At 57.7% G+C, this 21,837-nt stretch carries 18 protein-coding genes and 1 pseudogene; 16 read left to right on the top strand and 3 right to left on the bottom strand.

Translation table 11 applies throughout. From position 1 onward, the window contains the following. The first annotated feature begins 195 nt into the window (after positions 1-195). Positions 196-507, top strand: a complete 312-nt coding sequence (locus tag KGB28_RS21865; RefSeq protein ID WP_150772700.1) for a DUF485 domain-containing protein — start codon at positions 196-198, stop codon at positions 505-507. After that, positions 504-2,162, top strand: a complete 1,659-nt coding sequence (locus KGB28_RS21860) for a cation acetate symporter (RefSeq protein WP_223447839.1) — start codon at positions 504-506, stop codon at positions 2,160-2,162. The genes KGB28_RS21865 and KGB28_RS21860 overlap by 4 nt, the downstream gene beginning before the upstream one ends. 1,099 nt (positions 2,163-3,261) lie before the next feature. Here the strand turns inward: KGB28_RS21860 and gltA are convergent. Then, positions 3,262-4,551, bottom strand: coding sequence for a citrate synthase (gene gltA / locus KGB28_RS21855; protein WP_007977501.1), 1,290 nt, complete (start codon positions 4,549-4,551; stop codon positions 3,262-3,264). Positions 4,552-4,915: 364 nt separating this feature from the next. Here gltA and sdhC point away from each other — a divergent pair, with 364 nt between their 5' ends. The 10 genes from sdhC (at position 4,916) to brnQ (ending at position 17,999) form a co-directional block, all read left to right on the top strand. Then, complete coding sequence (gene sdhC / locus KGB28_RS21850; RefSeq protein WP_032829628.1) at positions 4,916-5,290, top strand: succinate dehydrogenase, cytochrome b556 subunit; 375 nt, start codon at positions 4,916-4,918, stop codon at positions 5,288-5,290. Next, positions 5,284-5,652, top strand: coding sequence for a succinate dehydrogenase, hydrophobic membrane anchor protein (gene sdhD / locus KGB28_RS21845; RefSeq protein WP_008049683.1), 369 nt, complete (start codon positions 5,284-5,286; stop codon positions 5,650-5,652). The genes sdhC and sdhD overlap by 7 nt, the downstream gene beginning before the upstream one ends. 3 nt (positions 5,653-5,655) lie before the next feature. Next, positions 5,656-7,428, top strand: coding sequence for a succinate dehydrogenase flavoprotein subunit (gene sdhA, locus KGB28_RS21840; RefSeq protein ID WP_150724526.1), 1,773 nt, complete (start codon positions 5,656-5,658; stop codon positions 7,426-7,428). An 11-nt stretch (positions 7,429-7,439) separates the two neighbouring features. Further along, positions 7,440-8,144 carry a succinate dehydrogenase iron-sulfur subunit gene (locus KGB28_RS21835; RefSeq protein WP_150724527.1) on the top strand — a complete coding sequence of 235 codons (705 nt, stop codon included), beginning with the start codon at positions 7,440-7,442 and terminating at the stop codon, positions 8,142-8,144. Between the two features lie 253 nt (positions 8,145-8,397). After that, on the top strand, positions 8,398-11,229 hold the full coding sequence (locus tag KGB28_RS21830; protein ID WP_223447838.1) for a 2-oxoglutarate dehydrogenase E1 component: 2,832 nt from the start codon (positions 8,398-8,400) through the stop codon (positions 11,227-11,229). A 42-nt stretch (positions 11,230-11,271) separates the two neighbouring features. Continuing rightward, the gene (gene odhB, locus KGB28_RS21825; protein ID WP_223447837.1) at positions 11,272-12,489 is read left to right on the top strand and encodes a 2-oxoglutarate dehydrogenase complex dihydrolipoyllysine-residue succinyltransferase; all 1,218 of its coding nucleotides are present in this window, start codon (positions 11,272-11,274) and stop codon (positions 12,487-12,489) included. A 98-nt stretch (positions 12,490-12,587) separates the two neighbouring features. Then, the gene (gene lpdA / locus KGB28_RS21820; RefSeq protein WP_007998079.1) at positions 12,588-14,024 is read left to right on the top strand and encodes a dihydrolipoyl dehydrogenase; all 1,437 of its coding nucleotides are present in this window, start codon (positions 12,588-12,590) and stop codon (positions 14,022-14,024) included. 198 nt (positions 14,025-14,222) lie between these two features. After that, entirely contained in the window at positions 14,223-15,389 is a 1,167-nt protein-coding gene (gene sucC, locus KGB28_RS21815) for an ADP-forming succinate--CoA ligase subunit beta (RefSeq protein WP_007919879.1), read from the top strand. After that, positions 15,389-16,270, top strand: coding sequence for a succinate--CoA ligase subunit alpha (sucD, locus tag KGB28_RS21810; protein WP_003223019.1), 882 nt, complete (start codon positions 15,389-15,391; stop codon positions 16,268-16,270). Before sucC ends, sucD begins: the two co-directional genes overlap by 1 nt. 415 nt (positions 16,271-16,685) lie before the next feature. Then, on the top strand, positions 16,686-17,999 hold the full coding sequence (brnQ, locus tag KGB28_RS21805) for a branched-chain amino acid transport system II carrier protein (RefSeq protein ID WP_223447836.1): 1,314 nt from the start codon (positions 16,686-16,688) through the stop codon (positions 17,997-17,999). Positions 18,000-18,109: 110 nt separating this feature from the next. On the opposite strand, the gene KGB28_RS21800 is transcribed toward brnQ, so the two are convergent. Further along, positions 18,110-19,312 carry a hypothetical protein gene (locus tag KGB28_RS21800; RefSeq protein WP_223447835.1) on the bottom strand — a complete coding sequence of 401 codons (1,203 nt, stop codon included), beginning with the start codon at positions 19,310-19,312 and terminating at the stop codon, positions 18,110-18,112. A gap of 199 nt (positions 19,313-19,511) precedes the next feature. On the opposite strand from KGB28_RS21800, the gene KGB28_RS21795 reads away from it, so the two are divergent. Both KGB28_RS21795 and KGB28_RS21790 read left to right on the top strand, forming a co-directional pair. Further along, positions 19,512-20,249, top strand: a complete 738-nt coding sequence (locus tag KGB28_RS21795; RefSeq protein WP_223447834.1) for a DUF599 domain-containing protein — start codon at positions 19,512-19,514, stop codon at positions 20,247-20,249. 56 nt (positions 20,250-20,305) lie between these two features. Further along, positions 20,306-20,386: pseudogene (locus KGB28_RS21790) on the top strand (MAPEG family protein); the annotation flags it as partial. Between the two features lie 67 nt (positions 20,387-20,453). Here the strand turns inward: KGB28_RS21790 and KGB28_RS21785 are convergent. Then, entirely contained in the window at positions 20,454-20,723 is a 270-nt protein-coding gene (locus KGB28_RS21785; protein ID WP_223447833.1) for a hypothetical protein, read from the bottom strand. Positions 20,724-20,881: 158 nt separating this feature from the next. On the opposite strand from KGB28_RS21785, the gene KGB28_RS21780 reads away from it, so the two are divergent. After that, positions 20,882-21,358 (top strand): PaaI family thioesterase, encoded by a 477-nt coding sequence (locus KGB28_RS21780; protein ID WP_150724534.1) that lies wholly within the window; start codon positions 20,882-20,884, stop codon positions 21,356-21,358. Beyond that, positions 21,355-21,807, top strand: coding sequence for a PaaI family thioesterase (locus KGB28_RS21775; protein WP_008049698.1), 453 nt, complete (start codon positions 21,355-21,357; stop codon positions 21,805-21,807). The genes KGB28_RS21780 and KGB28_RS21775 overlap by 4 nt, the downstream gene beginning before the upstream one ends. The last annotated feature ends 30 nt before the right edge of the window (positions 21,808-21,837 follow it).

Genomic DNA, 21,837 nt, shown 5'->3' with positions numbered 1-21,837 from the left:
GGCCATAACAGTCAACAATAATGTTGAATGTTATGGCCCCTTCGCGAGCAAGCCCGCTCCCACACTTGTTTATGGCGTGCTGGAATTTGGCGAAAACACCATGGGGTTCTAAGACTAAGGTCGTCTGGAACCTGCCCCGCAGCCGCATAGAGTGGATACCGTTCCAACTAAATCTGTGCTGCGAGGATAAAAACAATGAACGACAGCATTTACCTCTCGATTCAAAACAGCCCGCGCTTCAAGGAGCTGGTTAGCAAGAGGGAACGATTCGCCTGGATTCTTTCGGCGGTCATGCTAGGGCTTTACTCCGGATTCATCCTTCTGATTGCTTACGGGCCGCAGGTGCTGGGGGCGAAAATCAGCCCTGAGTCCTCGATTACCTGGGGCATACCGATCGGTGTCGGGCTGATTGTCTCGGCCTTCATCCTGACCGGTATCTACGTACGGCGCGCCAACGGCGAGTTCGACGACCTGAACAATGCGATTCTCAAGGAGGCTCAGCAATGATCCGCCGTCTAATGGCTCTTTTGAGCATCGCAGCTTTCGCACCTGGTGCCTGGGCGGCTGACGCCCTGACCGGTGCCGTGCAGAAGCAACCGCTAAACGTGTCGGCGATCGTGATGTTTGTCGCCTTCGTCGGTGCCACCCTGTGCATCACCTACTGGGCTTCCAAGCGTAATAATTCGGCGGCCGACTACTACGCCGCTGGCGGCAAGATCACCGGTTTCCAGAACGGTCTGGCGATTGCCGGTGACTACATGTCGGCAGCATCTTTCCTGGGTATTTCCGCGCTGGTGTTCACCTCCGGCTACGACGGCCTGATCTACTCGATCGGCTTCCTGGTGGGCTGGCCGATCATTCTGTTCCTGATCGCCGAGCGCCTGCGTAACCTGGGCAAATACACCTTTGCCGACGTGGCGTCCTATCGCCTTGGGCAAACCCAGATCCGCTCGCTGTCCGCTTGTGGTTCGCTGGTGGTGGTGGCGTTCTACCTGATTGCGCAAATGGTCGGTGCCGGCAAGCTGATCCAGCTGTTGTTCGGTCTCGATTACCACGTTGCGGTGATCCTGGTCGGTATCCTGATGTGCCTGTACGTGTTGTTCGGCGGCATGCTGGCGACCACCTGGGTGCAGATCATCAAGGCAGTCCTGTTGCTGTCCGGTGCTTCCTTCATGGCACTGATGGTGATGAAGCACGTCAACTTCGACTTCAACATGCTGTTCTCCGAGGCGATCAAGGTTCACCCGAAAGCTGAAGCGATCATGAGCCCGGGCGGCCTTGTGAAAGATCCGATCTCGGCGTTCTCCCTCGGTCTGGCGCTGATGTTTGGTACCGCTGGCCTGCCGCACATCCTGATGCGCTTCTTCACCGTGAGTGACGCAAAGGAAGCTCGCAAGAGCGTGTTGTACGCAACCGGCTTCATTGGTTACTTCTACATCCTGACCTTCATCATCGGCTTCGGTGCGATCTTGCTGGTCAGCACCAACCCGGCTTTCAAAGACGCTGCTGGTGCCTTGCTGGGCGGTAACAACATGGCGGCGGTGCACCTGGCCAACGCGGTGGGTGGCAGCATTTTCCTGGGCTTCATCTCGGCGGTGGCGTTCGCGACCATTCTGGCAGTGGTTGCCGGTCTGACCCTGGCCGGTGCTTCGGCGGTGTCCCACGACCTGTACGCCAGTGTGATCAAGAAGGGCAAGGCCAACGAGAAGGACGAGATTCGCGTTTCGAAAATCACCACTATCGCCTTGGCGGTGCTGGCGATTGCTCTGGGGATCCTGTTCGAAAGCCAGAACATCGCGTTCATGGTCGGCCTGGCATTCTCCATCGCGGCGAGCTGCAACTTCCCGGTGCTGCTGCTTTCCATGTACTGGAAGAAGCTGACCACTCGCGGTGCGATGATCGGCGGCTGGATGGGCCTGATCAGTGCTGTGGGCCTGATGGTGCTAGGTCCGACCATCTGGGTGCAGATCCTGCATCACGAGAAGGCCATCTTCCCGTATGAGTACCCGGCGTTGTTCTCGATGATGATTGCCTTTGTCGGGATCTGGTTCTTCTCGGTTACTGACAAGTCGACTGCGGCTGACAATGAGCGGGCGTTGTTCTTCCCGCAGTTTGTTCGTTCGCAGACTGGCCTGGGTGCAAGTGGTGCTGTTTCGCACTAAGCGTTTGGGTTTGACTGTTTAAGTTGTGTTGAATGGAAATGCCCTGGTCGAGAGATCGGGGCATTTTTTATTGGGCGGTAATCGACCTGAATTTTTTTGGATGTGCCCGATTTACTGTGGGAGCGGGCTTGCTCGCGAAGACTTTGTGTTGGGTGGAATGTTTTTTGATGGTGTACATATCCATTCCTGCGGTAGCGGCGGCTGGCGGTTTCGCCCTTACGGCGAGTCACTTTTTTTACAAGCGCCTAAAAAAAGTAACCCAAAAAACGCTCGCCCCGAACGTACGGCCCCTCGCTAAGGCTCGGGGTTCCTTCGCTCCGGCATTCATCCGGGGGCATCGCCTCCGGTCGGCTTCGCTCGACCTCCTCTCGATGTGTTCGGCTTTGCCGAACGGCGCTACGCGCCTACCCCCCGGATGAACGCCTCCACTCAGCCTTCCGAGGGGGCGGATGGATCAAGATCAAAAGCTGCAGGCGAGCTAACGCTCGGCCTGATGAGTGGTGAAGAGCGAAGGTGTACAGCGCTCTGTCTCTGCTCTTCTGTGGGAGCGAGCTTGCTCGCGATGGCGGCCTGCCAGTCAACATCGATGTCGGATGTACTGGCCTCATCGCGAGCAAGCTCGCTCCCACAGGTTTGGTGCTGTTCGAATAATTTGTGTTCGATGCAAATACTGTGGGAGCGAGCCTGCCAGCCGACCGAAATCTCGCAGATCCAAGCCAGCAAGCAGGCCGGCCGGTAGGCCGCCTCGGGCGCTGTTGCGGTGTACGCCCCCTCGTGAGGCTTCGTTCCGGTTCTGCGTAGTGGGCAACCCGGCATGGATGCCGGGTTAGCCGCCGCCGGCCATGGATGGCCGATGGCGGCGGGCCCACGGAGCAGGACCGGAGCGAGGGCATGCCGAGCCACAGCGAGGCACCGAGCGTCAGGGGCAAGAGCCCTTGGTTACTTGGGGCTTTTCCAAGTAACCCGCTGTAAGAGCGGAACCAAAAGCGGCCGTTACCGCAGCAACGGATATGTACACAATTAAAAAAGGCAAACAAAAACGGCCTCTATATAAGAGGCCGTTCCCGGTACAACTCAACACCCTACAGCAAGACAGCCCTTACTTGCGGTCTTCCAGCTTGGTGATATCACGCGACTCGTAGCCGGTGTACAGCTGGCGCGGACGGCCGATTTTGTACGGGCTGGAGAGCATTTCCTTCCAGTGGGAGATCCAGCCGACGGTCCGCGCCAGGGCGAAGATCACGGTGAACATGCTGGTTGGAATGCCGATCGCCTTGAGGATGATCCCCGAGTAGAAGTCGACGTTCGGGTACAGCGAGCGCTCGATGAAGTACGGGTCGGTCAGGGCGATCTCTTCCAGGCGCATGGCCAGTTCGAGTTGCGGATCGTTCTGGATGCCCAGCTCCTTCAACACTTCGTCGCAGGTCTGCTTCATTACCGTGGCGCGCGGGTCGCGGTTTTTGTAAACGCGGTGACCGAAGCCCATCAGTTTGAACGGATCGTTCTTGTCCTTGGCCTTGGCGATGAACTTGTCGATGTTCGAAACATCGCCGATTTCATCGAGCATGGTCAGTACCGCTTCGTTGGCACCGCCGTGGGCAGGGCCCCACAGTGCAGCGATGCCGGCGGCGATACAGGCGAACGGGTTGGCACCCGAAGAGCCCGCCAGGCGCACGGTGGAGGTCGAAGCGTTCTGCTCGTGGTCGGCATGGAGGATGAAGATCCGGTCCATGGCCTTGGCGAGTACGGGGCTGATCGGTTTGATCTCGCACGGGGTGTTGAACATCATGTGCAGGAAGTTTTCCGCATACGACAGGTCGTTGCGCGGGTACATCATGGGTTGACCCATGGAGTACTTGTAAACCATCGCGGCCAGGGTCGGCATCTTGGCAACCAGGCGGATCGCGGAGATTTCGCGATGCTGCGGGTTATTGATGTCCAGGGAGTCGTGGTAGAACGCCGAGAGGGCGCCGACTACGCCGCACATGACGGCCATCGGGTGGGCGTCGCGACGGAAGCCGTTGAAGAAGGTCTTCAGCTGCTCGTGAACCATGGTGTGGTTTTTCACGGTGCTGACGAACTGGGCCTTCTGTTCTGCGGTCGGCAGTTCGCCGTTGAGCAGCAGATAGCAGGTTTCCAGATAGTCCGACTTTTCAGCCAGCTGTTCGATCGGGTAGCCGCGGTGCAGCAGGATGCCGTTGTCGCCGTCGATATAGGTGATCTTCGACTCGCACGAGGCGGTCGACATGAAGCCTGGGTCAAAGGTGAAACGGCCCGTGGCCGTCAGGCCCCGAACATCGATAACATCGGGACCAACGGTGCCGGTTAAAATGGGCAGCTCGACGGGGGCTGCGCCCTCGATGATCAACTGCGCTTTTTTGTCAGCCATGTGGCCTCCTATTTATGCTTGAAATCATCAGACAGACCCCCCACGCAGGGCCCGCACCACTATAGTGAGATAAATTCGAATGTCAATTTGCCTAAAGTCTTGCTCCAGAAGGCTTTAACCGGACTTTTTTCTCGAAATTGGCTGCCATTTACGCCTTTTATGTCAGTTGCGCAATCAGCTGTTCGGGTTAGGTGTTTGCGTTGTCATTAGTAGCCTAACTGTCTATACTCGGCCACCGACCGCCAAGGGCTTTTGGGCTTGCTTTCATTGGGGGTCGCATCCCTGGGTGGTGGTTACCTGACCAGTGCACTCCCCAACAACTTTGCCCTGATTGTTAGGGGCTCTTCAGTGTGAAAAAAAAGCCGTGAAAAGCCAACGACCTGTAAACCTAGACCTAAGGACCATCAAACTCCCAGTCACTGCTTACACGTCCATCCTTCACCGAATCTCCGGTGTCATCCTCTTCGTGTGCCTTGCCATCATGCTTTACGCATTGGACAAGTCGCTGAGTTCCGAGGAAGGCTTCGGTCAGGTGAAAGCGTGTCTGACCAGTCCGCTAGCCAAGCTAGTGACATGGGGCATCCTGTCCGCTCTGCTGTATCACCTGGTAGCCGGTGTGCGCCATTTGATCATGGACATGGGCATCGGTGAGACGCTGGAAGGCGGCAAGCTGGGCTCGAAAATCGTTATCGCCGTTTCCGTGGTGGTAATCGTTCTGGCAGGAGTTTGGATATGGTAACTAACGTCACGAACCTGTCGCGTTCGGGCCTCTATGACTGGATGGCGCAACGTGTGTCTGCGGTCGTTCTCGCGGCTTACTTCATCTTCCTGATCGGATACATCGTGGCCAACCCCGGCCTCGAGTACGCCCAGTGGCATGAACTGTTCGCCCACAACGGAATGCGTATCTTCAGCCTCCTGGCCCTCGTTGCCCTCGGCGCTCACGCCTGGGTCGGCATGTGGACCATCGCGACCGACTACCTGACGCCAATGGCGTTCGGCAAGTCCGCGACGGCTATACGTTTCCTTTTCCAGGCAGTATGCGGCGTTGCGATGTTCGCTTACTTCGTCTGGGGCGTGCAGATTCTCTGGGGTATCTGAGTCATGGCTAACATTCCAACGATTTCTTTCGACGCCATCATTATTGGTGGTGGCGGTGCCGGCATGCGCGCAGCGCTGCAACTGGCACAGGGCGGTCACAAGACTGCCGTGATCACCAAGGTTTTCCCGACCCGTTCGCACACTGTATCCGCCCAGGGCGGCATCACCTGCGCAATCGCGTCCGCTGACCCGAACGATGACTGGCGCTGGCACATGTACGATACCGTCAAGGGTTCCGACTACATCGGTGACCAGGACGCTATCGAATACATGTGTCAGGAAGGCCCGGCTGCCGTTTACGAGCTGGACCACATGGGTATGCCGTTCTCGCGTACCGAGCAAGGTCGTATCTACCAGCGTCCATTCGGCGGTCAGTCCAAGGACTACGGTAAAGGCGGCCAGGCTGCGCGTACTTGCGCTGCGTCCGACCGTACCGGTCACGCTCTGCTGCACACCCTTTATCAGGGCAACCTGAAAGCCGGTACCGTGTTCCTGAACGAGTACTACGCTGTCGATCTGGTGAAGAACGGCGAAGGCGAGTTCGTCGGCGTGATCGCCATCTGCATCGAAACCGGCGAAACCACCTACATCCGTGCCAAGGCCACCGTACTGGCTACCGGCGGTGCAGGTCGTATCTACGCTTCGACCACCAACGCCCTGATCAACACCGGTGACGGCGTTGGCATGGCGCTGCGTGCCGGCGTGCCGGTACAAGACATTGAAATGTGGCAGTTCCACCCGACCGGTATCGCCGGCGCTGGTGTACTGGTTACAGAAGGTTGCCGTGGTGAAGGTGGATACCTGATCAACAAGCACGGCGAGCGTTTCATGGAGCGTTATGCTCCGAACGCCAAAGACCTTGCAGGTCGTGACGTTGTTGCCCGTTCGATGGTTAAAGAGATCATCGCCGGCAACGGTTGCGGTCCGAATGGCGACCACGTAATGCTCAAGCTCGACCACCTGGGCGAGGAAGTGCTGCACAGCCGTCTGCCAGGCATCTGCGAACTGTCGAAGACTTTCGCGCACGTTGACCCGGTTGTTGCTCCGGTTCCGGTTGTTCCGACCTGCCACTATATGATGGGCGGCGTTGCCACCAACATTCACGGCCAGGCGATCACCCAGAACGGCGAAGGCGTCGACGAAATCATCCCTGGTCTGTTCGCAGTGGGTGAAGTGGCTTGCGTATCGGTTCACGGTGCCAACCGTCTGGGCGGCAACTCGCTGCTCGACCTGGTGGTATTCGGCCGCGCTGCCGGCCTGCACCTGGAAAAGGCGCTGACCGACGGTATCGAATACGACGACGCCACCGACGCCGACATCCAGGCTGCCCTGGCGCGTCTGTCCGCCCTGAACGAGCGTACCGAAGGCGAAGACGTGGCTACCCTGCGTCGCGAGCTGCAAAACTGCATGCAGAACTACTTCGGTGTATTCCGTACCGGCGAATACATGCAGAAGGGTATTGCCCAGCTGGCTGATCTGCGCAAGCGCATCGCCAACGTGAAGATCAACGATAAGTCGCAGGCGTTCAACACTGCACGTATCGAAGCGCTGGAACTGCAGAACCTGCTGGAAGTGGCCGAAGCCACCGCCATCGCTGCCGAAGTACGTAAAGAGTCCCGCGGTGCTCACGCCCGTGAAGACTTCGAAGATCGCGACGATGAAAACTGGCTGTGCCACACCCTGTACTTCCCGGGTGACAAGCGCGTGACCAAGCGTGCCGTGAACTTCTCGCCGAAGACTGTTCCGACTTTTGAACCTAAGATTCGGACTTATTAAGGGTGGCCGCCATGTTGCAAGTCAGCGTTTATCGTTACAACCCTGATCAGGACGCCGCGCCGTTCATGCAGGAATTCCAGGTCGATACCGGTGGTAAAGACCTGATGGTGCTGGACGTGCTGGCCCTGATCAAAGAGCAGGACGAGGGTTTCTCCTATCGTCGCTCTTGCCGTGAAGGTGTTTGCGGTTCCGACGGCATGAACATCAACGGCAAAAACGGCCTGGCCTGCGTCACGCCGCTGTCTGCTGTCGTAAAAGGTAACAAGTTGATCGTTCGTCCTCTGCCAGGTTTGCCGGTTATCCGTGACCTGGTCGTCGATATGAGCATCTTCTACAAGCAATACGAAAAGGTTAAGCCATACCTGCAGAACGACACGCCGGCTCCGGCCATCGAGCGCCTGCAGTCCCCTGAAGAACGTGAAAAGCTCGACGGTCTGTACGAGTGCATCCTGTGCGCTTGCTGCTCGACTTCCTGCCCGTCCTTCTGGTGGAACCCGGACAAGTTCCTGGGTCCAGCTGCCCTGCTGCAAGCGTACCGCTTCCTGGCAGACAGCCGCGACACCAAGACGGCCGAGCGTCTGGCTGCGCTGGATGACCCGTTCAGCGTATTCCGCTGCCGGAGCATCATGAACTGCGTCAGCGTATGTCCGAAAGGCCTGAACCCGACTAAGGCCATCGGTCACATCCGTAACATGTTGCTCTCGAGCGGCGTGTGATTCAGCTGCTGTACCCGCTGTACCCGTAGATGCTACGGCGCAGGCTTCAACCGGCGCCGTAGTTTTAACCTGAGCAGCAGCTTAAAAGGCTGCGGCTCTTATTTTGAAGAAATGAGACAAGCAGGGGCATCCGGGCTGGTACCCGGACTATCAGTGTGATCCTAGTGGCTTGTTTTGGTCGCTGCATTCGGACTTCTGCAAGTTTGCTCGGTGTCGACACCGATGGTGTTCCCCTAACCGAGGGTGACCAAGCATGCAAGAAAGCGTGATGCAGCGCATGTGGAACAGTGCCTACCTATCCGGTAGTAACGCTGCCTATGTGGAAGAGCTTTACGAGCTCTACCTGCACGACCCTAACGCTGTGCCAGAAGAGTGGCGCACCTACTTCCAGAAGTTGCCTGCTGACGGCAACTCTGCCACCGATGTTTCGCACACCACAATTCGCGATCATTTCGTCTTGCTGGCAAAGAACCAGCGCCGCGCCCAACCGGTTTCCGCCGGCAGCGTGAGCAGTGAGCACGAAAAGAAGCAAGTTGAAGTGCTGCGATTGATCCAGGCCTACCGTATGCGTGGCCACCAGGCAGCCCAGCTTGACCCGCTGGGACTGTGGCAGCGTCCTGCACCTGCAGACCTGTCGATCAATCATTACGGCTTGACCAATGCCGATCTTGATACGACCTTCCGTGCCGGCGACCTGTTCATCGGCAAAGAGGAAGCGAGCCTACGCGAAATTCACGAAGCGTTGCAGCAGACATATTGCCGCACCATCGGCGCTGAGTTCACGCACATCACCGATTCCGAGCAGCGCCAGTGGTTCCAGCAGCGTCTGGAAAGCGTGCGCGGTCGTCCGACGTACTCCGCCGACATCAAGAGCCACCTGCTCGAGCGCGTGACCGCCGGCGAAGGCCTGGAAAAATACCTGGGCACCAAATACCCGGGTACCAAGCGTTTCGGTCTGGAAGGCGGCGAAAGCCTGATTCCGATGCTCGATGAGCTGATCCAGCGTTCCGGTTCCTACGGCACCAAGGAAATCGTCATCGGCATGGCCCACCGTGGCCGTCTGAACGTGCTGGTCAACACCTTCGGCAAGAACCCGCGCGAGCTGTTCGACGAGTTCGAAGGCAAGAAGAAGGTCGAGCTGGGTTCCGGTGACGTGAAATACCACCAGGGCTTCTCGTCCAACGTGATGACCACCGGCGGTGAAGTTCACCTGGCCATGGCGTTCAACCCGTCCCACCTGGAAATCGTTTCCCCGGTGGTCGAGGGTTCGGTTCGCGCCCGTCAGGACCGTCGTAACGACCCGACCGGTGAGAAGGTTCTGCCGATCTCCATCCACGGTGACGCTGCATTCGCAGGTCAGGGCGTGGTCATGGAAACCTTCCAGATGTCGCAGACCCGCGGTTTCAAGACCGGCGGTACCGTGCACATCGTGATCAACAACCAGGTCGGTTTCACCATCAGCAACCCGCTGGACTCGCGTTCCACCGAGTACGCGACCGACGTTGCGAAAATGATCCAGGCGCCGATCCTCCATGTGAATGGTGATGATCCGGAAGCCGTATTGTTCGTGACCCAGCTGGCCATCGACTACCGCATGCAGTTCAAGCGTGACGTGGTGATCGACCTGGTCTGCTACCGTCGTCGCGGCCACAACGAGGCCGACGAGCCAAGCGGCACCCAGCCGATCATGTATCAGCAGATCACCAAGCAGCGCACCACCCGTGAGCTGTATGCCGATCGTCTGACCCAGGGCGGTGTGCTGGACGCAGAGCGTGTTCAGGCGAAAGTCGACGAATACCGCAATGCGCTGGACAACGGTCTGCACGTGGTGAAGAGCCTGGTCAAAGAGCCGAACAAAGAGTTGTTCGTGGATTGGCGTCCGTATCTGGGTCACGCCTGGACCGCACGTCACGACACTCGCTTCGATCTGAAGACCCTGCAGGAACTGTCCGCCAAGCTGCTGGAAATTCCGGAAGGCTTCGTGGTTCAGCGCCAGGTCGCGAAAATCTACGAAGACCGTCAGAAGATGCAAGCCGGCGGCCTGCCGATCAACTGGGGTTACGCTGAAACCATGGCGTACGCGACCCTGGCGTTCGAAGGTCACCCGATCCGCATGACCGGCCAGGACATCGGCCGCGGTACGTTCTCGCACCGTCATGCTGTCTTGCACAACCAGAAAGACGCGGGCACCTACATCCCGTTGCAGAACCTGTACAACGGCCAGCCACGTTTCGACCTGTACGATTCGTTCCTGTCCGAAGAAGCCGTACTGGCGTTCGAATACGGTTACTCGACCACCACGCCTGATGCGCTGGTGATCTGGGAAGCCCAGTTCGGCGACTTCGCCAACGGCGCCCAGGTGGTTATCGACCAGTTCATCACCAGTGGCGAGCACAAGTGGGGCCGTCTGTGCGGTCTGACCATGCTGCTGCCGCACGGTTATGAGGGGCAGGGGCCGGAGCACTCCTCGGCTCGTCTGGAGCGTTACCTGCAGCTGTGCGCCGAGCACAACATTCAGGTGTGCATGCCGACGACGCCGGCTCAGATCTACCACTTGCTGCGCCGTCAGGTCATTCGTCCGCTGCGCAAACCACTGGTAGTCCTGACTCCGAAGTCGCTGCTGCGCCACAAACTGGCCATCTCGACGCTGGAAGATCTGGCCGAAGGTTCGTTCCAGACCGTTATCCCGGAAATCGATGCCCAAGACCCGAAAAAGGTCGAGCGCATTGTTCTGTGTAGCGGCAAGGTCTACTACGACCTGCTGGAAAAACGCCGTGCCGAAGGTCGTGACGACATCGCCGTCGTGCGTATCGAGCAGCTGTACCCATTCCCTGAGGACGACTTGAATGAAGTCCTGGCTCCTTACACCAACCTCAAACATATCGTTTGGTGTCAGGAAGAGCCGATGAACCAGGGTGCCTGGTACTGCAGCCAACACCACCTGCGTCGCAGCGTCGGCAACCTCAACAAGTCTCTCGTACTCGAGTACGCGGGCCGTGAGGCTTCTGCTGCGCCAGCATGCGGTTACGCATCGATGCACGCCGAGCAGCAGGAACAACTGCTGCAAGACGCCTTTACTGTTTAACGCCTTCGCGCACCTGAAACCGAATTTAAGGAACCACAGATAATGGCTATCGAGATCAAAGCCCCCACTTTCCCGGAATCGGTCGCCGATGGCACCGTTGCCACCTGGCACAAACAACCGGGCGACGCGGTCAAGCGCGACGAATTGATCGTCGACATCGAAACCGACAAAGTGGTACTGGAAGTGCTGGCTACCGCTGACGGCGTGCTGGGCGCTATCGTCAAGAACGAAGGCGACACCGTTCTGTCCGACGAAGTGTTGGGCTCCATCGAAGCTGGCGGTGCTGCCGCCGCTCCAGCTGCTGCTGCTCCGTCCGCTGCACAAGCTGCTGCTCCAGCTGCCGCAGGTGAAGACGATCCGGTTGCTGCACCGGCTGCTCGCAAGCTGGCTGAAGAGAACGGCATCAACATCGCTTCCGTTGCCGGCACCGGCAAAGGCGGTCGCGTGACCAAGGAAGACGTGGTTGCAGCCGTTGCTGCCAAGAAAGCCGCTCCGGCTGCCGCGCCTGCCAAGGCTGCTGCGCCTGCCGCTGCTGCTCCGGTGTTCGCTGCTGGCGAGCGCATCGAGAAGCGTGTACCGATGACCCGCGTACGTGCCACCGTGGCCAAGCGTCTGGTTGAAGCTCAATCGAACATGGCGATGCTGACCACTTTCAACGAAGTCGACATGACCGAAGTCATGGCGCTGCGTTCGAAGTACAAGGATCTGTTCGAGAAGTCCCACAACGGCGTGCGCCTGGGCTTCATGTCGTTCTTCGTGAAAGCGGCTACCGAAGCGCTGAAACGCTTCCCGGCTGTCAACGCCTCGATCGACGGCGGCGACATCGTTTACCACGGCTACGCTGACGTCGGCGTTGCAGTTTCCAGCGATCGCGGCCTGGTTGTACCGGTTCTGCGTAACGCCGAACTGATGAGCCTGGCTGAAATCGAAGGCGGCATCGCCACCTTCGGCAAGAAAGCCCGCGACGGCAAACTGTCGATGGACGAAATGACCGGTGGTACTTTCACCATCACCAACGGTGGTACTTTCGGTTCGATGATGTCGACCCCGATCGTCAACCCGCCACAAGCCGCCATCCTGGGCATGCACAACATCATCCAGCGTCCGATGGCCATCAACGGTCAGGTCGTTATCCGTCCGATGATGTACCTGGCACTGTCCTACGATCACCGTCTGATCGATGGCAAAGAAGCTGTGACCTTCCTGGTGACCATCAAGAACCTGCTGGAAGATCCGGCTCGTCTGTTGCTGGATATCTGATAGAAGCAGCCATGAGCTGCAAGCTCGAGCTGTCGGAAAACCCGCAGCCTGGCTTGCCGCTCGCGGCTTGAAGCTTTTCGCTAAAGAGGATTTTTTGAATGTCGCAGAAATTTGACGTAGTAGTGATCGGCGCGGGCCCTGGCGGTTACGTGGCTGCCATCAAGGCCGCTCAGCTTGGTCTTTCGACGGCCTGCATCGAGAAGTACACCGACAAGGAAGGCAAACTGGCTCTGGGCGGTACTTGCCTGAACGTCGGCTGCATTCCATCCAAGGCCCTGCTGGACAGCTCGTGGAAATTCCACGAAGCCCAGGACGGTTTCGCGATCCACGGTATCAATCACGCTGGCGTGACCATGGACGTGCCAGCGATGGTCGGCCGCAAGGCCAACATCGTCAAGGGCCTGACCTCCGGCGTTGCGACCCTGTTCAAAGCCAACGGTGTGACCTCTATCCAGGGTCACGGCAAGCTGCTGGCCGGCAAGAAAGTCGAAGTCACCAAGCCTGATGGCTCGGTAGAAATCATCGAAGCCGAAAACGTCATCCTGGCTCCAGGTTCGCGTCCGATCGACATTCCGCCAGCTCCGGTTGACCAGAATGTGATCGTCGATTCGACTGGCGCCCTGGAATTCCAATCCGTTCCCAAGCGTCTGGGCGTGATCGGCGCTGGCGTGATCGGTCTGGAACTGGGTTCGGTCTGGTCGCGTCTGGGTGCAGAAGTGACTGTACTGGAAGCCCTGGACACCTTCCTGATGGCAGCGGACACCGCTGTTTCCAAGGAAGCGCTGAAAACCCTGACCAAACAGGGCCTGGACATCAAGCTGGGCGCTCGCGTAACCGGTTCCAAAGTGAACGGCGACGAAGTCGTGGTGAACTACACCGATGCCAAGGGCGAACAGAACATCACTTTCGACAAGCTGATCGTAGCCGTTGGTCGCCGTCCGGTGACCACTGATCTGCTGGCTGCCGACTGCGGCGTGACCCTGGACGAGCGCGGTTTCGTGCACGTTGACGACCACTGCGCCACCACCGTACCGGGCGTCTACGCCATCGGCGACGTGGTTCGCGGCATGATGCTGGCGCACAAGGCCTCGGAAGAGGGCATCATGGTTGTCGAGCGCATCAAGGGCCACAAGGCCCAGATGAACTATGATCTGATCCCGTCGGTTATTTATACTCACCCGGAAATCGCATGGGTCGGTAAAACCGAGCAGGCCTTGAAAGCTGAAGGCGTTGAAGTTAACGTCGGCACCTTCCCGTTCGCAGCCTCTGGTCGTGCCATGGCTGCCAACGACACCGGTGGTTTCGTCAAGGTCATCGCTGATGCCAAGACAGACCGCGTACTGGGCGTCCACGTGATTGGCCCAAGCGCTGCAGAACTGGTTCAGCAGGGCGCGATCGGTATGGAATTCGGCACCAGCGCTGAAGACCTGGGCATGATGGTTTTCTCCCATCCGACCCTGTCTGAAGCCTTGCACGAAGCTGCTTTGGCTGTGAATGGCGGCGCCATCCACATCGCCAACCGCAAGAAGCGTTAAGACATAATAAGAAACCACGGCGGTTTGGCCCGTCGTGAGCCTTGCATGCAAGACTCACCGCGGAATATCCGCTGGACGCAGTCTTGCATAGCTGCACCGGGTATCCGGAAAGGCTATGCAAGCAGCAGTCACAGGTGGTGCGGCACTTGAATGAGTGCAGCACCGAATGCGCAGTACCTAACGAAGACGGTAATAAGCATGAATCTTCACGAGTATCAGGGTAAGCAGCTGTTCGCTGAATACGGCCTGCCAGTTTCCACCGGTTACGCAGTAGACACCCCGGAAGCAGCAGCAGAAGCTTGCGACAAAATCGGCGGCAGCGAGTGGGTTGTCAAAGCCCAGGTCCACGCCGGTGGTCGCGGTAAAGCGGGCGGCGTAAAGCTGGTTCGCAGCAAAGAAGACGCCAAAGCCTTCGCACAGCAGTGGCTGGGCAAGCGTCTGGTGACTTACCAGACTGACGCCAACGGTCAGCCAGTCACCAAGATCCTGGTTGAATCGTGCACTGATATCGCTAAAGAGCTGTACCTGGGCGCTGTCGTTGACCGTTCGAGCCGTCGTATCGTGTTCATGGCTTCCACCGAAGGTGGCGTGGACATTGAGAAAATCGCTCACGACACTCCAGAAAAAATTCTGAAAGCCACTATCGATCCACTGGTTGGCGCTCAGCCATTCCAGGGTCGCGAGCTGGCATTCCAGCTGGGTCTGGAAGGTAAGCAAGTTGCTCAGTTCGCCAAGATCTTCGTAGGTCTGGCCAAACTGTTCAAGGATCACGACCTGGCCCTGCTGGAAGTGAACCCGCTGGTGATCAAGGCTGACGGCGATCTGCACTGCCTCGATGCCAAGATCAACATCGACGCCAACGCCATGTACCGTCAGCCTAAGCTGAAGACTTTCCACGATCCGTCGCAAGACGATCCGCGCGAAGCGCACGCTGCCAAGTTCGAACTGAACTACGTAGCGCTGGAAGGCAACATCGGTTGCATGGTCAACGGTGCTGGCCTGGCCATGGGTACCATGGACATCGTCAACCTGCATGGCGGCAAGCCAGCCAACTTCCTCGACGTGGGCGGCGGTGCTACCAAGGAACGCGTTACCGAAGCGTTCAAGATCATCCTGTCCGACACTAACGTCGCTGCAGTACTGGTCAACATCTTCGGCGGCATCGTTCGCTGCGACATGATTGCCGAAGGCATCATCGGCGCTGTGAAAGAAGTCGGCGTGAAAATCCCGGTTGTTGTTCGCCTTGAAGGCAACAACGCTGAGCTGGGCGCTAAAGTACTGGCAGAAAGCGGTTTGAACATCATCGCTGCTACCAGCCTGACCGACGCTGCTCAACAAGTTGTCAAAGCTGCGGAGGGCAAATAATGAGCGTCCTGATCAATAAAGACACCAAAGTTATCTGCCAGGGTATTACCGGTTCGCAAGGTAGTTTCCACACCCAGCAAGCCATCGAGTACGGCACCAAGATGGTTGGTGGTGTAACTCCAGGCAAAGGCGGCACCGAGCACCTGGGTCTGCCAGTGTTCAACACCGTGAAAGACGCTGTAGCTGCCACTGGTGCCACCGCCAGCGTGATCTACGTTCCGGCTCCTTTCTGCAAGGACTCGATCCTGGAAGCTGCCTTCGGCGGCATCAAGCTGATCGTATGCATCACCGAAGGCATTCCTACCCTGGACATGCTGGACGCTAAAGTTAAGTGCGACGAGCTGGGTGTTACCCTGATCGGCCCTAACTGCCCAGGCGTGATCACCCCAGGCGAATGCAAGATCGGCATCATGCCAGGTCACATTCACTTGCCAGGCAAGGTCGGTATCGTTTCCCGTTCCGGCACCCTGACCTACGAAGCTGTGAAGCAGACTACTGACGCCGGTTTCGGTCAGTCGACTTGCGTCGGCATCGGTGGTGACCCGATCCCGGGTTCGAACTTCATCGACATCCTGAAGCTGTTCCAGGAAGACCCGAAGACCGAAGCGATCGTGATGATCGGTGAGATCGGCGGTTCGGCTGAAGAAGAAGCGGCTGCCTACATCAAGGCACACGTGACCAAGCCGGTTGTTTCCTACATCGCTGGTGTGACTGCTCCTCCGGGCAAGCGCATGGGCCATGCTGGCGCAATCATCTCTGGCGGCAAAGGCACTGCAGACGAGAAATTCGCTGCTCTGCAAGACGCAGGCGTTAAAACCGTGCGTTCGCTGGCAGACATCGGCAAGGCCCTGGCCGAGCTGACCGGTTGGGCTGTCAAGTAAGCCTCGCGCTTGGCTGACGCTTCACCAAACAAAGGCCACCTTCGGGTGGCCTTTGTCGTTTCTGGCATTTGTGTTGGCTGTGCTGGCCCCTTCGTCGGAACGCCGCCCGGAGCAAGCCCGCTCCCACAGTTGACCGCGTTCCATTGTGGGAGCGAGCTTGCTCGCGAAGACGGACTTACAGTCGACAATCATTAATATGCAAAAACGCGACACAAAGATGTCGTATATCGGATAGTTCGCCCTCTAACAGTGCGTTTATCGACCAAATTCGTTAGGCTACTCGCCATTTTTGCGTCTGCGGCCCACAAGGCGGCAACGCGCTAAAAGGGTCGGTCTTATACGGACTGACAGCATTTCCCTCACCCATAGGGAAATCCCTCTCTAAATTCCGATTCAGTAGTGTGGTATTTCCTTAATGAAAGTGTTGAAAGGCCAGGACATCCTGGCACTTGGTTTTATGACGTTTGCCCTGTTCGTCGGGGCTGGCAACATCATCTTCCCGCCTATCGTCGGTTTGCAGTCCGGGCCCAATGTCTGGATGGCGGCGCTGGGTTTCCTGGTCACCGCGGTCGGTCTGCCGGTGATCACCGTTGTCGCGCTGGCCAAGGTCGGCGGTGCCATGGATGCCTTGAGCAGCCCGATCGGTAAAGTCGCCGGTGGCCTGCTGGCGGCGGCCTGCTACCTGGCCGTGGGCCCGCTGTTCGCGACGCCACGTACCGCGACGGTATCCTTCGAAGTGGGCCTGGCGCCGCTGACCGGTGAGAGCCCGCTGGCGTTGTTCCTCTACAGCTCGGTGTACTTCCTGCTGGTGTTCTTCATCTCGCTGTATCCGGGCCGTTTGCTGGATACCGTAGGGCGCTTCCTCGCGCCGCTGAAGATCATCGCCCTGGCCGCGCTGGGCATTGCGGCATTCGCTTTGCCGGCCGGTGACATTGGCCATGCAACCCCTGAATACGTGGCGGCGCCGTTTTCCCAAGGCTTCATCAATGGTTACCTGACCATGGATACCCTGGGCGCCCTGGTGTTCGGCATCGTCATCGTCAACGCCATCCGTTCCCGCGGTGTCGAGTCGCCAGCACTGATCACCCGTTATGCGATCATCGCCGGCCTGATTGCCGGTGTCGGCCTGGCGCTGGTGTATGTCAGCCTGTTCCGTCTCGGTTCGGGCAGTCATGAAGTGGCCGCTGGCGCTACCAATGGCGCGGCGGTATTGCACGCTTACGTGCAGCACACCTTCGGTTCGCTGGGCAGTGGTTTCCTGGCCGTGCTGATTTCCCTGGCGTGCCTGGTGACCGCGGTCGGCCTGACCTGCGCCTGCGCCGAGTACTTCAGCCGTGTGGTGCCGCTGTCCTACAAGACACTGGTGATCATCCTCGCTGCGTTCTCGCTGCTGGTGTCCAACCTGGGCCTGACCAAGCTGATTGCGTTCTCGATCCCGGTGCTTACCGCGATCTATCCACCGTGCATCGTTCTGGTGGCGTTGAGCTTCTGCAAGGACTTCTGGCATGAGCAGGGTCGTATCCTCGGCCCGGTCATGCTGGTGTCGTTCATCTTCGGCCTGATCGACGCCCTCAAGGGTGCAGGCCTGGCGGACTGGATGCCGACGCAAATGGCCCACCTGCCGCTGAGCGAGCAGGGCCTGGCCTGGCTGGTGCCATCGGTGATGACACTGGTGGTCGCGGTAGTTTGCGATCGTCTGCTGGGCAAGCGCGCCGAAGCCTTGGCTTAAGTCGCTTCACGACCCGCCACAAGCGGGTCTTGAGCAGAAACAGAAATGCCCCGTATCAATCGATACGGGGCATTTTAATTGTGGTGCGGGAAATTGGCGTCGACGTGCCGCTACGGTAGATAACGAACGATTGCTGGTAGAGACTCGCGGTCTAAGGACACGACTGGTTTACGGTCTGGCTGTACCAGCAGGGAGTGGGCTTTTTCATTTCCCTCGCCAATTCTTGTTTCGAGGAACCCGCTCTGCCCAAAAGAAGTATCGATCTCTCCGGTCATTTTATAGCGAGCCATGAGGGTGCGTTCATTGTCTTTGGGGCCGATTGACCCTGTGACAATGAGTCCGTTCGCCGCGTCCATAGCGATGCCGCGCCACTGGAAAGTTTGGCCGGATGGATGCTCGCTGACCACCGGTTTGCCTCCGTTGAAAACCAGATTCGGTTGACCGTTACTGTTGAAGGCGGCGAGCATGCCCAGGTTTCCAGCTTCGCCCTTATATATATTGCCAACAACGAACATGCTGTTGTCATCGCGCAGAAGTAAGCCTATGACGGCGGCGGGGCCATCATTAACGCTGAATCGAACACGTCCGTTTTCTCCAAAACTCGAGTCGGGATTGCCATCAAGGCTAAAACGGGCAATGTCGCCATAACCGGAATGGTTTCCTGCAACGGTAATTGCGTTAACTGACGTCCCCAACGTGACATTGAGCTTAGCAGGGGGGGCCATGGCAATGGTGCGTTCAAACTGCCCATTGCTTTTGTAAACCTGGATGCTGGTTGGGGACGCCGCCAAAATTTCTCCATTCGGTCCAATGGCAGTATTGGATCTGGGAGCGTTGCTATTCAGAGTGATGTCCGACGGGTTTTGAAATTCAGAGGTTTCATCCAGTGGGGCTGACGTTGGAATAACCACACCATTGTCTCCAAAAGCGGGGTCAAGTGCTCCGTTCATATCAAACCTGGCAAAGGCCCTTTGTGTCGGCTGTCCAAGGTGATTGCCGATCAGCAGGATTTTTCCATCCTGAAGCAGATGGGCCCCCGTTGCATTTGCGCCAATTTCCTCCTGAAAGCTGCCTTTATGTATGCCTCCGGTTCCGAAGTCTGGGTCCAGTTCGCCGTTCTCTAGCAGTTGAGCTAGCAGAAACTTTTTTTGAAACTTTGAAGAGATCGAGCCCACGAGAACGATTTTGCCATTGGTCCTTCTTCCGACGATTTTCAACGGCGAGCTACCTGGCGCAAAATTGGATGCCACACCCTCATCTGCGAAAGCAGTGTCCAGCCCATCCCTGATAGGAACTGTTTTGTTGTTCGACATGTTGGTTTTCCCTGAGATAAAAACAATGGAGTTACCGGGTAAAGCACCGGTCTTACTCAATCTACTCGCAGGTGATATAGGTTGTTAGCTGTTAGAAATGACAGCTATTGGTTGAGGTTTAACCATAGTTTTGATATATCAGCCGTCGATTGCGTCTTGGCGAAATAGGCGTTGTTGTCCAAATCCATAGGGATCTTTCATGTCGTTCATCCAAGCCAACCTGATCCACATTCTTGCCGCCATCTGGTTCGTCATCTGCTGGGGCGGGTACACCCGCTATGCCACCTGGAAAGGCCGTGACACCGCGTGCCTGGCCAGCGTGTTGCACCTGTATCGTGAGGACTGGATGCGCCGCATGCTGCTGCGCGACAACCGCATCGCCGATGCCAGCGTGATAGGCAACCTGGAGCGCAATGCTTCGTTCTTCGCCTCGAGTACGTTGATTATCCTGGCGGGTATTCTCACGGTATTGGGGGCTTCGGAACGGGCGGTATCGTTGCTGGCGGATATCCCGATGGTGCAACAGGCGTCCCAGGGCATGTCGGAAATCAAGTTGCTGTGCCTGGCGCTGGTGTTTGTCTATGCGTTCTTCACGTTCAGTTGGTGCATGCGCCAGTACAACTTCGCCGCCATTCTGGTCGGCTCGGCGCCGATGGTTGGTGAACGCCATGTGTCCGAGCAGGAGCGCAAGGCCTTTGCCGCCCGTGCAGCCCGTGTCATCTCGATGGCCGCCAACCAGTTCAACTTTGGCCTGCGCTCTTATTACTTCGGCATGACCATGCTGGCCTGGTTCGTCAGCCCATGGCTGTTCATGTTGATGAGTGCCGGTGTGGTGTTCGTATTGTATCGCCGCGAGTTTCACTCCGACGTTCTCGACGTGATGGTCTATACCCCAACAGAGGCGCCATTGGCCGAGGCGAGTAAAGAGGCAGCCTGATCGGGCGCCCGCGCGCTGGCTATCCAGTGTGTTACTGGAAGGGTCTGGCTCGGTAGCGCAGTCTGGTTTGGCGGGTGGGATTAATCTGTTCGCTGTTGTTGATGATTAGTCCGACTTTTCGAACGTTTTTGCTCTAACCGCTTTTTTCAAGGCAAAAGAAAACCCGCACTTGGCGGGTTTTCTTTTACCACTCTAAAAATCGTATTAGTTCTTAGGTGCTTCCGGAGCAGCCGGAGCAGCCGGAGCAGCCGGAGCAGCCGGAGCGGCCGGAGCGGCCGGAGCGGCCTGATCTTTGGCGGCTTCGGCGTTTTCTTTCGCCGCGTCGTTCACTTTATCCTGTGCTTCGTTCATTTTTTGCTGGGCTTGCTCAGCATTTTGGTTAGCATCTTGAGCTTTGTCCTCGGATTTTTTATCGCAGGCAGCGAGACCGAGGGAAGCGGTCAACATCAAGGCAATAGCTAAAGTCTTACGCATGGGGTGTTTCTCCTGATGAAAAGCATCTACTGGCATTAAGAGCCCACGCATCAGGGTTAAGTTCCTTAATTCTTTCAGATATATAAGTTTGTTCTAGTGCGGAACTTTTACCTGTACCGCCACTGCACTGTACGGACATAAACAAGAGCTTTTATCAAATGGCTGAAAACCCTGTTTTTGAGCGTGCGATGCGTTTTCTGTCGGCGCTGCGACATTGTCAGGTACTTGGACTAAGCGTTCACAGCGCCAGCAACGAAGGACTGACGATTGTGCTGCCGTATAGCCCGCAGATTGTCGGCAATCCCGAAACCGGCGTGATTCATGGCGGGGCGCTGACTTCGCTGATGGACACCGCCTGTGGCATGGCGACCCTCTGCGTGCTCCCGGAATTCGAAGTCTGCCCGACCCTCGACCTGCGCATCGACTACATGCACGCCGCCGAGCCACATAAGGATGTCTACGGCTTTGCCCAGTGCTATCGGGTCACCACCGACGTGATTTTTGCCCGTGGCTTCGCCTATCAGGATGACCCCGGGCAACCCATTGCCCATGTGATGGGCACTTTCATGCGCATGGGCAAGGGCATCAAAGGCACCAAGGGCTTTGGTGGCGCGGTTGCCGGAGGTGCGCAATGAGCGAGTCACTCAAGGATCAATTGCAAAAGGCCCACGAGCAGGGCGATTACGCCGCGCTGCTGGATTTGATTCCCTATGCCCGGCTGATCGGCGTCGAATGTTCACGGGTGGGAGATGAGCTGCTGTTCAAACTGCCAGCGAACAAGGACAACATTGGTAACCCTTTGTTGCCGGCGATTCATGGCGGTGTGATCGCCGGTTTCATGGAATTGGCCGCGGCGCTGCACCTGTTGGTGTTTACCGGATCGCCCGGGGTGCCGAAGATTATCGACTTCTCCCTGGATTACCTGCGAGCTGGGCAGTTTCGCGATACCTGGGCCCGATGCCAGGTCTGGCGCCAGGGTCGCCGGGTCGCCAATGTGGCGATTACCGCCTGGCAAAGCACCGAAGCCGAACCCATTGCCACGGCCCGCGCACATTTCAAACTCGAAGAGCCCTTGAAATCCTGAACTCAGCCCCAAACTCTGAGGACAACCCGC

It is taken from the genome of Pseudomonas sp. BF-R-19, assembly GCF_019956445.1.
Taxonomy (GTDB): domain Bacteria; phylum Pseudomonadota; class Gammaproteobacteria; order Pseudomonadales; family Pseudomonadaceae; genus Aquipseudomonas; species Aquipseudomonas fluorescens_BH.
This window is presented reverse-complemented; position numbering and strand designations above follow the sequence as displayed.